Raw genomic sequence first — 10,634 nt, forward strand, 5'->3', positions numbered from 1 at the left:
GTGCGCACCCAGACTCGGCTCGCGGCCGCCGTACTCGCCACTGCTCTCTCGTTGACCGCGTGCGGCGGCTCGGACTCGGGCGGCGGCGCCAGTGGCACCCCGGAGGAGGTCCTCGCCCAGGCGAAGACGACCCTCGACGAGACCAGCGGGGTCGACCTGACCCTGACCACCGACGACCTGCCCGACGGGGTGACCGGCGTCGAGAAGGCCGAGGGCGTCGGCACCCACGCGCCGGCCTTCGACGGCACGATCACGGTCACCCTCAGCGGCCAGGCCTTCGAGGTGCCGGTGATCGCGGTCGACGGCAAGGTCTACGCCCAGATCCCGCTCACACCGGGCTGGCAGGACATCGACCCGAGTGACTACGGCGCCCCGGACCCGGCCCAGCTGATGAGCACCGACCACGGCTTCTCCTCCCTCCTGCCCGCCACCACGGACCTCGAGAAGGGCGAGAGCGTCCGCGGCGGCGAGGACAACAAGGAGGTGCTGACCGAGTACACCGGCACCGTCGGCAGCGACACCGTCAAGAACGTCATCCCGACGGCGTCCGGCGACTTCCAGGCGACGTACACGATCACCGACGACGGTGAGCTGCGCTCCGCCGAGCTGACCGGGGTGTTCTACCCCGACTCGGAGTCGATGACCTACACCGTCACCTTCGAGGACTACGGCACGGACAAGGACATCACCGCGCCGTGACCCGGTCGCCGCGGGTGCTGCTCGCGCTGGCCGCGATCGCCGTGGCGTTCGCGGCAGCCGACACGTACGTCGTCGTGCTGGCGCTGCCGGACATGATGGCGAGCGCCGGCATCCCGGTCGACCAGCTCCAGCGGGCTGCCCCGATCGTGTCCGGCTTCCTGCTCGGGTACGTCGCGATGCTGCCGCTGATCGGCCGGATCGCCGACCTGCGCGGCCGGGTGCCGGTGCTGGTCGCCGCGCTGCTGGTCTTCGCCCTCGGCTCGCTCGTCACCGCGCTCGCCTACGACATGTCGAGCATGGTGGTCGGCCGGTTCCTCCAGGGCGTCGGTGGTGGCGGCCTGGTGCCGGCCACGCTCGCCCTCGTCGCCGACCTCTACCCGGTGCAGCGGCGCGGCGTCCCCCTCGGTGTCGTCTCGGCCGTCCAGGAGCTGGGCAGCGTGATCGGGCCGCTCTTCGGCGCGCTGGTCCTCGCCGTCTCCGACTGGCGCACGATCTTCCTGATCAACCTCGCCGTCGGTCTCGTCCTGGCCGCCGCGATCTCCTCGGTGGTTGAGGAGGGCGCTCTGCGCCCCTCTCGAAACCCCCGAGGCGGACGGTTCGACTGGATCGGCCTGCTCCTCGCCCTCGTCACCCTGGTCTCCGGCGTCCTCGTCTTCGTCGAGCCCAGCCAGCTGATGCGCGACCTGACCTGGGGCCAGCTGTTCATCCCGGTCGCCGGGGACGGCCGCTGGCTGACCCCGCTCGGCCTGACCGCGATCGGCGCGTTCGTGCTCCTCGTGGTGCGCTGCGCGACCGCGGCGCGCCCGCTCCTCGACGTCCGGAGCTGGTCGCGCACCCTGCGCGAGGCCGACCTGCTCGGGGCCTTGTTGCTCGCACTGGCGCTCGCAGGCGTGATCCTGGCCTTCGCGACCGCCGACCCGAAGGTGCAGGTCTTCTCCGACCAGGGGGCCTGGTACCTCCTCGGCTCGGCGCTCGCGACGGCCGCGTTCGTCCTCCACCTGCGCCGCACCACCAACCCGCTCGTGCCGACCGGCGCCCTGCGCCGTACGCCGGCCTGGGGCGCGATGCTGGTCAGCTTCTTCATCGGGGCTGCGCTGATCGCGGCCCTCATCGACATCCCGCTCTTCGCCCGCACCACCGTCTACCCGAGCTCGCAGCTGATGGCCGCCCTGGTGCTGGTGCGCTTCCTGGTCGCGCTGCCGGTCGGCGCCGTGCTCGGCGGCTACCTGACCCACCGGCTGCCCGCCGGTGTGGTCGCTGCCGTCGGGATGGCGCTGGCGGCAGTCGGCTTCCTGCTGATGGCGCGATGGGACATCGAGAGCCTCGACCACGCCTGGTCGACCCTGCCGCTGCTCGTCGGCGGCTTCGGCTTCGGGCTCGCGCTGGCGCCGGTCAACGCCGCCGTGCTGGCTAGCACCGACGACGACGTCCACGGTCTGGCCAGCGCCTTCGTGGTCGTCTCGCGGATGGTCGGGATGCTGGTCGGCATCTCGGCCCTCACCACGATCGGACTGCGCCGCTACTACGCCGCGCAGGCCGACGTACCGACTGCTCGTGAGGTCTGCGGCGGCGCCAGTCGCTGCGCGGAGTTCACCCACCTGCTCAAGGTCGCCGGGATCGCGCAGGAGCACACCGTGTTCACCGGAGCAGCCGTCTGTGCGGCCGTTGCCGGCGTCCTCGCGCTGGCACTCTTCCGCACCGCCACGACCCGGGGAGTCTCGACCGGCGACCTGCTCAGGTCGGCCGGCTGAGGCATTGGCTAACCTGCCAGCGTGAGCTTCGACGACCTGCTGGCCGCCAACCGCGAGTTCGCGGCCTCCTTCGACCTGGCCGGCTTCGACGGCGTCGCCCATGCGGGCGTCGCGATCGTGACCTGCATGGACTCGCGCATCGATCCGCTGCGGATGCTCGGGCTCAAGGCGGGCGACGCGAAGATCTTCCGCAACCCCGGTGGCCGCGTCACACCGCAGGCCATGGAAGCCCTGGTCCTCGGCGTCCACCTGCTCAAGGTCGAGCGGGTGCTGGTCATCCCCCACACCCGCTGCGCCGTGGCGAGCAGCACCGAGGCCGAGCTGCGCGAGAAGGTCGGCGCCTCCGCCGGCATCGACGCCTCCTGGCAGCCCTTCCCGGTCATCGCCGACCAGGTCGCCGCCCTCGGCGAGGACGTCCACAAGGTGCGCGCGCACCCGCTGGTGCCGGACAGCGTTGAGGTCGGTGGCTTCATCTACGACGTCGACACCGGGCTCCTCGACCAGCGCTACTGAGCCGGCTCAGGACGGCGCGGCCGCTGCCGATGAAGAAGTCGTGGCCGACTACAACGTCCTGACGCACTCCGACATGGTCTCGGCCGGGCGTTCCTACTACCGAGGTACGTCGGGACGCAGCGCACCCGAGCACCACTACGTCGAGGCGACGATGATCGAGCTCACGACCAACCAGAGCTACGACTTCGTCAGCGTCGTCCCCGCCTGGGGCGACCGCGAGCCGCTCTACATCTTCACCTCGACCCTGGTGCTGCGCGACCCCGAGGAGAAGCACCGGCTCGGCGACGGCTGACCCCTCGCTGGTTGAGGAGGTTGCGCAGCAACCGTCTCGAAAACCCCGCAGGCTGCGGGCCGCCTGTGGTGGCGCGCCGACGTGGCACTTACACGGGTACGGCGCGCGGAGATCACTGCCGCATCCCGGCTTTCAGAGCGCCCACCGAGATTATCGACGATTAGGTCTTCTATTCGAATGTATGTTCGAGTAGAATGTGGTATGGCTCAGTTTCCCGACCCCGAGATCACCCGGTCCCACCGGGTGGCGTCGGCGACCGCGCAAATGCAGGCGGTTGCTGACTCGGTGGTCGACGCATCGGTGTGGTCGATGACCGCGGTCGAAGCCAGCACGACTCTCGTCGACCTGACTCGTCTCGAGGCCCGGGTCTGCGAGCTGAAGGCACGTGTTGCCGCGCACGCCGATGACCTGGGCGTCGGCGAGGAGGTCGGTGCGACCTCGACCGCGAACTGGCTGGCCCACCAGACCAAGCAGACCCGTCCCGAGGCTCACCGGGTCGTGCGCCTGGGTCACGACCTCCAGGTCCACACCATCACCCGCGACGCCCTCGCTGCCGGCGACCTGGTGGTCGAGCAGGCCCGGGCCATCATTCGCGCGGTCGACGCACTGCCCGACGACCTCGACTCAGAGCTCGTCGCCCAAGCCGAGAGGTTCTTGGTGGAGCGCGCCGCTGAGCTCGACGCCAGGGCACTTGCCATCGCCGGCAAACGGCTCCTCGAGGTGATCGCACCCGACGCCGCGGACGCCCACGAGGCCAAGCTGTTGGAGCGCGAAGAAGCACTCGCGGCGCAGTCGTGCCGGCTCACGATGACAGACGACGGCCACGGCACCACCCACGGACGCTTCGCCCTCCCGACCGCCCAGGGTGCGATGCTCGCGAAGATCCTCCGCGGGTTCGCCGCACCCAGGCACCAAGCCGCTACCGGTCCCCTCGGCGAACGTCGTCCGGGGCCGCAGCGGATGGGGAAGGCGTTCTGCGAGCTCATCGAGCGCTACCCGACCGACCGGGTCCCCGATGCCGGCGGCGTCAACGCCACCGCCGTCGTGATCATGACCTACGAGACCCTCATGGGCGGGCTTAAAGCAGCCCACCTCGACACCGGCGAACCCATCTCAGCCGGACAAGCGCGCCGGTTGGCGTCGCAGGCCGGGATCATCCCCGTCGTGCTGGGATCGAAGTCCGAGATCCTCGACGTCGGCCGGCAGAAGCGGTTCCACACCAAGGCCCAACGGATCGTGCTGATGGTCCGCGACCAGCACTGCACCGCCGACGGGTGCGACTGGCCACCAGGCATGTGCCACGCCCACCACGACCACCTCTGGTCCCAGGGCGGCCGCACCGACGTCGAGCACGGCAGGCTTCTCTGCCCCAGGCACCACGCCAGAGCCCACGATCCGGCGTTTGAGATGACGAAGCTCCCGGGCGGGAAGGTCGCCTTCTACCGGCGGACGTAAACCGACGCCCTGCCTTGGCTTTCCGGGGTTTCGAGACGGTTCCTAGCGGAACCTCCTCAACCAACGGCGAGAGCGCTGCGCGCCTTCCTCAACCAACGGGATCTCTCTTTCGACCGCTACCACGACGGTCGACCCCAGCGCGCCCGCAAGCCGGCCAGCGACTGGAAATCGCCATCGCAACCACAGACTCCGGTGACCACACCTCTCGTCAACCGCGACCGCAACCACCAGCGGCCCATAGGCAGCACACATTGCCCTGCCTTCGCTGCGGGGGTTTCGAGACGGCGCTAGCGCGCCTCCTCAACCACCGGGGTCCTACCCGCGACTGTTGGGGCTCCGCTCCGGGCCGAGGCGCAGGTCGCTGCGGACCCGGTCCGCGTCGAGCTTGCGGTGCGCGTCGAGCATGCCGTCGCGCACGGCGTAGCGGATGACGTAGTAGACGACAGTCAGGGCGACGAACGTCGCCACGACGAAGGCCAGGATCCCGAGAACGCTGATGTCGAGCATGGCTCAGGCTAACGCGGAGAGCGACCGCCCTCAGGCGTCGAGCGCCTCGACGTCGACCTCGTAGGCGCCCTGCACGATGAACTCCTTGCGGGGTGCCACGTCGGAGCCCATCAGCAGCTCGAACACGTTGGCAGCGGCGTCGGCGTCGTCGATCGTGAGCCGGCGGAGCGTCCGGTGGCGCGGGTCCATGGTGGTCTCGGCCAGCTGGTCGGCGTCCATCTCACCGAGACCCTTGTAGCGCTGGGGGGTGTCCTTCCAGCGGATGTTCTTCTTCTTGAGCTCGGCCAGCGTGCGCTGCAGCTCCGGGTCGGAGTAGGTGTAGACGTATTTGTCCATCCCCTTCTTGGGGTTGGAGATCTCGATCCGGTGCAGCGGCGGGACGGCGGTGTAGACGCGTCCGTCGGCGATCAGGTCGGGCATGTACTTGTAGAAGAGCGTGGCCAGCAGGCAGCGGATGTGGGCGCCGTCGGAGTCGGCGTCGGCCATGAAGATGATCCGGCCGTAGCGACGGGCCTCGAGCTCGAAGGTGCGACCGGAGCCCGCGCCGACGACCTGGATGATCGAGGCGCACTCGGTGTTCTTCAGCATGTCGCCGACCGAGGCCTTCTGGACGTTGAGGATCTTGCCGCGGATGGGCAGCAGCGCCTGGAACTCCGAGTTGCGGGCCAGCTTGGCGGTGCCGAGGGCGGAGTCACCCTCGACGATGAAGAGCTCCGTGCGCTCGTTGTCGGCGGCGCGACAGTCGGCCAGCTTGGACGGCAGCGCCGAGGACTCCAAGGCGTTCTTCCGCCGCTGCGTCTCCTTGTGCTGACGGGCCGCGATCCGGGTCTTGGCCGCGCCGGCGACCTTCTCCATCACCAGCTTGGCCTGGGCCTTCTCGGCCCGCTTCGTCGAGGTGAGGAACTTCTTCAGCTCCGCCGAGACCACCTTGCGCACGACGGTGCGCGCGGCGGGCGTCCCGAGGATCTCCTTGGTCTGGCCCTCGAACTGCGGCTCGGCGAGGCGCACGGTCACGACCCCGGTCAGGCCCTCGAGGACGTCGTCCTTGGTGACGTCGTCGTCGTTGACCTTGAGGACCTTGGCGGCCTTCATCGCGTCGTTGAACGTGCGGGTCACGGCCTGCTCGAAGCCGCTGAGGTGGGTGCCGCCCTTGGGCGTCGCGATCACGTTGACGAAGGAGCGCAACGTGGTGTCGTAGCCGGTGCCCCAGCGCACCGCGACGTCGACGTGCAGCTCGCGCTCGACCTCCTGCGGGGTCATGTGGCCCTTGTCGTCGAGCAGCGGCACCGTCTCGGTGAACGTGTCGGAGCCCTGCAGGCGGACGATGTCGGTGACGGGCTCGTCGGGCGCGAGGAAGTCGGTGAACTCCGCGATGCCACCGTCGTGGCGGAACTTCTCCTCGACCGGCTGGTCGCCGCGCTGGTCACGGATGACCAGCTCGAGACCAGGCACGATGAACGACGTCTGCCGGGCTCGCCCGATCAGCTCGTCGAAGACGAAGTCGGCGTCCTTGGTGAAGATCTGGCGGTCCGGCCAGAAGCGGATCCGGGTGCCGGACTTGCCCTTGGCGACGCGCGGCCCCTTGCGGGTGAGGCCGGACTTCGGCTCGAACGCTGCGGCCGGCCCGTCGCCGGCGAAGACACCCGGGGCGCCCCGGTGGAACGAGATGCCCTGCTGGGACGGCGAGCGGTCGACGTCGACATCCATGCGCGTCGACAGCGCGTTGACGACCGAGAGGCCCACGCCGTGCAGACCGCCGGTGGCGACGTACGAGCCACCGCCGAACTTGCCGCCCGCGTGCAGCTTGGTCGCCACGACCTCGACACCCGTCAGCCCGGTCTTGGGCTCCTTGTCGGTGGGGATGCCGCGACCGTCGTCGTGGACCTCGGCAGAGCCGTCGGGGTGGAGCGTCACCTCGACCCGGTGAGCGGCGCCCGCGAGCGCCTCGTCGACACCGTTGTCGATGATCTCCCACAGGCAGTGCATGAGACCGCGCGTGTCGGTCGAGCCGATGTACATCCCGGGACGCTTGCGCACGGCCTCCAGGCCCTCGAGGACGAGGAGGTGCGCCGCGTTGTACGTGTTGTCGATCGTGGGGCTCCTGCTGCTGAAATCTGGTCCGGAAATCTGATCGTTACGTCGCCTCCGAATCTACCTGCGACACGCCGGGGGCCGATGAAGGCTCGCCTGCCAGACCCAGGTCTACCGTGGTGAGCACTTCCCCGAGCAGCACCCGCGCAGCAGCACCGCACCACCGCACGATCAGCACCAAGCACGGCAGCACCAGCACCAATGCGTGGTCACGTCACGATGTGGACACGATCGCTCCTCGGGTCGTTCGAACTGCAACGCGACGCCGGTCTCGCGCGTCACACTCAGCACAGATCGTCGTTCTCTTTCCCAAGTCGGCTATCAAGGCATGGATAACTGCCGATGAGGGAAGAGACACCATGATTGGATGACGTGTCGAGCGCCACGCAGCAACTCAGGGGCACCGGGAATCTTGGATCCCCTCGCTACGTTGTGACAGACATCGAGGCAGAGAAGAAATGAGGCCGAAGTGACTACTGCAGTTGCCCCAAGCACCGCGGCACTGACCGCTGTGGACCGATGCGACCGTTGCGGAGCCCAGGCCTACCTCCGCGTAGAGCTCCAGTCCGGTGGTGAACTCCTCTTCTGCGCCCACCACGCACGTGAGCACGGCGACAAGCTCAAGGAGATCGCCGCCAACGTCGTCGACGAGACCCACAAGCTCTCCACCACTCCGGCCATCGCGCCCGACGCGGAGATCTGACCGCAAGCACCGCTCGAAGGCCCCGGACCACGGTCCGGGGCCTTCGGCATTTCGTGACGCTGACCGGACCGTAAGGTGTCGGCCGTGACCCTGACCGAAGTGCTCGTCGCCGTCGTGATCGCGGTCGGGTTGCTCGGCATCGTGGTGCCGATCCTGCCCGGCTCCGTGCTCGTCGTCGGCGCCGTCCTGGTCTGGTCCTGGTCGGTCGGCGGCGCCACCGCGTGGACCGTCTTCGGGATCGTCACCGCGCTGGTGGTCGCCGGCGCCGTCGTGAAGTACGTCGTGCCCGGTCGGCGGCTCCAGCTCGCCGGCATCCCGGCCTCGACGCAGTGGATCGGTGTCGGGCTCGGCGTGATCGGCTTCTTCGTCGTCCCGGTCATCGGCCTCTTCATCGGCTTCGTGCTCGGCGTCTACCTCGCCGAGCTGAGCCGGGTCGGCTCGGGCGAGGCCTGGTCCTCGACCATCCACTCGCTCAAGGCGCTCGGGCTGAGCATCGTGATCGAGCTCGTGGCCGCCGTCCTGGCCACCTTCGTCTGGGTCGCCGGGGTGATCGCGACATGAGCATCCTGCTGTCGCTGCTCGCGGCCGCGTCGTACGGCCTCGGCGACTTCAACGGCGGCTGGTTCTCGCGGCGCGGCGGCGCCTGGGCGGTCTCGCTGGTCGCCCAGCTCGGGGGTACGGCGATGGTGCTGGTCGTCGTCCTCTTCACCGGCGGCTCCCCCACCGGCACCGACCTCGCCTGGGCGGTCCTCGCCGGCGTCGGCAACGGCTTCGGTACGGCGTTCCTCTACCGCGGGCTCGCGTCCGGCCGGATGGGCGTGGTCGCCCCGGTCTCCGGCGTCGGAGCCGTCCTCGTCCCTGTCATCGTCGGTGTCGCCACGGGCGAGCGGCCCGCGCTGCTGGTCTGGATCGGCATCGTGCTCGCGCTGCCCGCCATCTGGCTGGTCTCGCGCGAGCCGGTCGAGAGCGGCGACCTGGGATCGGGCCTGACCGACGGCATCCTGGCCGGGCTCGGCTTCGGCACGCTCTTCGCGGCGCTCGCCCAGATCCCGGAGGAGGCCGGCTACCTCCCGCTCGCGCTCAACCAGCTGATCGCGGGCGGGTCGATCATCGTGGTCGCGATCGCCCTCCGCTCCCCCTGGGTGCCCCGCAACCGCTACGCCCTGGGCGGCCTCGTCAGCGGCCTCCTCGGCGCGAGCGCGACCGGCCTGTTCCAGGTCGCCACCCACGGCGGCCACCTGACCGTGGCGGCCGTCATCACGTCGCTCTACCCCGCCTTCACGATCCTGCTCGCGGCCCTGGTGCTGCACGAGCGGGTGCACCGCGCCCAGGCCATCGGCCTCGGGATGTGTGCGTGCGCGGTCGTTCTGGTCGCCGCGGGCTGATCGCGGCAGTAGGGTCCGGCGCGTGGACGACCTCGTCTCTCGGACTGCGGCGGCACTGACCGGCGAGATGACCGGCCTCGCCGACCACCTCGTCGAGCGCATGCTGCACGAGATCCCCGAGCTCGACGGCGACCCCGCGCTCACCGACCTGCTGCGCGTCAGCGTGGCCGACAACATCCGGATCGCCATGGAACGGTTCTCCTCGGGCGAGCGACGCGCCGACCCACCGGCGAGCGCGTTGGTCTACGCCCGTCGGCTCGCCCAGCGCGGGGTGCCGGTCAGCGCGCTCCTGCGGGCCTACCGCCTCGGCCAGGCCGAGTGCCAGCAGCTGATGATCGAGGCATTCGCCCGCGACACCGACGACCCGGCCGCGATCGTGGCCGCCACGGTCGAGTTCTCGGCGGCGACGTTCGCCTACATCGACGGCATCTCCGAGCAGGTCGTCGAGGCCCACGCGGACGAGCGCCGGCAGTGGCTGCAGGGCAGCACGGCGGCGCGCACCGCCCAGGTCACGACCGTCCTCGCCGGCGACGCGCTCGAGGTCGGCCAGGCCGAGCGCCTGCTCGGCTACGAGCTCGGCCAGACCCACCTCGGCCTGGTCGGGTGGTGCGACGCCGGCCACGACGCCGACCTGGAGCGCGAGGTGCGCCGGGTCGCCGTCGACCTCGGCTGCCACCGCGAACCGCTCGTGGTCGCCCCCGACGCCGCCACCGTCTGGGCCTGGCTGCCGCTGCCGTCGCGCGCCGATCCGCGCACGGTCGCGAGCAGCCCGGGCGTGCGCCTCGGGGTCGGCGACCCCGCCACCGGCGTGACCGGCTTCCGGACGACCCACCGGCAGGCGCTGGCCGCGCGCGCGGTCGCCCTCGGTGCCGACGAGAGTGCCCGCACGCAGGTCACGACGTACGCCGAGGCCGGGCTGGTCGCCCTGCTGCGCACCGACCTGACCGACCTCGCCGCCTGGGTGCAGGGCGTCCTGGGCGGGCTCGCGACCGACGACGAGGCGCACGCACGGCTTCGCGAGACCGTCCGAGTGCTGCTCGCCCACCAGGGCAGCCACACGGCGGCCGCGGCCGAGCTGTCGCTGCACCGCAACACGGTGCTCTACCGCGTGCGCCGGGCCGAGGAGGCCCGGGGACGTCCGCTCGACGACGGTCGTCTCGACCTCGAGGTCGCGCTGCTCGCGTGCCGTCTGCTCGGCCGCCGCGTGTTGTGCTGAGAGCACAAAGGCTCGGCTGAAC

Annotated in this window: 11 protein-coding genes; 9 read left to right on the plus strand and 2 right to left on the minus strand. The window is 70.3% G+C overall.

Annotated elements, in window-relative coordinates; genetic code table 11:
• The 5 genes from ABLE68_RS20780 (at window position 1) to ABLE68_RS20800 (ending at window position 4,710) form a co-directional block, all read left to right on the plus strand.
• The gene (locus tag ABLE68_RS20780; RefSeq protein ID WP_348873942.1) at window positions 1-699 is read left to right on the plus strand and encodes an LppX_LprAFG lipoprotein; all 699 of its coding nucleotides are present in this window, start codon (window positions 1-3) and stop codon (window positions 697-699) included.
• Window positions 696-2,450, plus strand: a complete 1,755-nt coding sequence (locus ABLE68_RS20785) for an MFS transporter (RefSeq protein WP_348873944.1) — start codon at window positions 696-698, stop codon at window positions 2,448-2,450. The genes ABLE68_RS20780 and ABLE68_RS20785 overlap by 4 nt, the downstream gene beginning before the upstream one ends.
• 21 nt (window positions 2,451-2,471) lie before the next feature.
• A complete protein-coding gene (locus tag ABLE68_RS20790; RefSeq protein WP_348873945.1) occupies window positions 2,472-2,963 on the plus strand; it encodes a beta-class carbonic anhydrase in 492 nt (163 codons plus the stop codon).
• Window positions 2,964-3,003: 40 nt separating this feature from the next.
• Window positions 3,004-3,255: a hypothetical protein gene (locus ABLE68_RS20795; protein ID WP_348873946.1), complete on the plus strand. Its 252-nt coding sequence runs from the start codon at window positions 3,004-3,006 to the stop codon at window positions 3,253-3,255.
• Window positions 3,256-3,456: 201 nt separating this feature from the next.
• A complete protein-coding gene (locus tag ABLE68_RS20800; RefSeq protein ID WP_348873948.1) occupies window positions 3,457-4,710 on the plus strand; it encodes an HNH endonuclease signature motif containing protein in 1,254 nt (417 codons plus the stop codon).
• A 315-nt stretch (window positions 4,711-5,025) separates the two neighbouring features.
• Here ABLE68_RS20800 and ABLE68_RS20805 read toward each other — a convergent pair whose 3' ends face one another.
• Both ABLE68_RS20805 and ABLE68_RS20810 read right to left on the minus strand, forming a co-directional pair.
• The gene (locus tag ABLE68_RS20805) at window positions 5,026-5,217 is read right to left on the minus strand and encodes a DUF6019 family protein (protein ID WP_348873950.1); all 192 of its coding nucleotides are present in this window, start codon (window positions 5,215-5,217) and stop codon (window positions 5,026-5,028) included.
• Between the two features lie 30 nt (window positions 5,218-5,247).
• The gene (locus ABLE68_RS20810; RefSeq protein WP_348874391.1) at window positions 5,248-7,344 is read right to left on the minus strand and encodes a DNA gyrase/topoisomerase IV subunit B; all 2,097 of its coding nucleotides are present in this window, start codon (window positions 7,342-7,344) and stop codon (window positions 5,248-5,250) included.
• A gap of 433 nt (window positions 7,345-7,777) precedes the next feature.
• Here ABLE68_RS20810 and ABLE68_RS20815 point away from each other — a divergent pair, with 433 nt between their 5' ends.
• From ABLE68_RS20815 to ABLE68_RS20830, 4 genes are all read left to right on the plus strand, one after another.
• Entirely contained in the window at window positions 7,778-8,011 is a 234-nt protein-coding gene (locus tag ABLE68_RS20815) for a DUF7455 domain-containing protein (protein WP_348873951.1), read from the plus strand.
• A gap of 84 nt (window positions 8,012-8,095) precedes the next feature.
• Window positions 8,096-8,572 (plus strand): DUF456 domain-containing protein, encoded by a 477-nt coding sequence (locus tag ABLE68_RS20820; protein WP_348873952.1) that lies wholly within the window; start codon window positions 8,096-8,098, stop codon window positions 8,570-8,572.
• On the plus strand, window positions 8,569-9,396 hold the full coding sequence (locus ABLE68_RS20825; RefSeq protein WP_348873953.1) for an EamA family transporter: 828 nt from the start codon (window positions 8,569-8,571) through the stop codon (window positions 9,394-9,396). The genes ABLE68_RS20820 and ABLE68_RS20825 overlap by 4 nt, the downstream gene beginning before the upstream one ends.
• A gap of 22 nt (window positions 9,397-9,418) precedes the next feature.
• Window positions 9,419-10,612, plus strand: a complete 1,194-nt coding sequence (locus ABLE68_RS20830; RefSeq protein ID WP_348873954.1) for a PucR family transcriptional regulator — start codon at window positions 9,419-9,421, stop codon at window positions 10,610-10,612.
• Window positions 10,613-10,634: the final 22 nt, after the last annotated feature.

This window comes from Nocardioides pollutisoli, from assembly GCF_040045055.1.
In the GTDB taxonomy this organism is placed as follows: domain Bacteria; phylum Actinomycetota; class Actinomycetes; order Propionibacteriales; family Nocardioidaceae; genus Nocardioides; species Nocardioides tweenelious.

Coding starts and splice junctions, on each gene's coding strand:
- ABLE68_RS20800 (WP_348873948.1), top strand. CDS start 3,457: ATGGCTCAGTTTCCCGACCCCGAGATCACCCGGTCCCACCGGGTGGCG.
- ABLE68_RS20805 (WP_348873950.1), bottom strand. CDS start 5,217: ATGCTCGACATCAGCGTTCTCGGGATCCTGGCCTTCGTCGTGGCGACG.
- ABLE68_RS20825 (WP_348873953.1), top strand. CDS start 8,569: ATGAGCATCCTGCTGTCGCTGCTCGCGGCCGCGTCGTACGGCCTCGGC.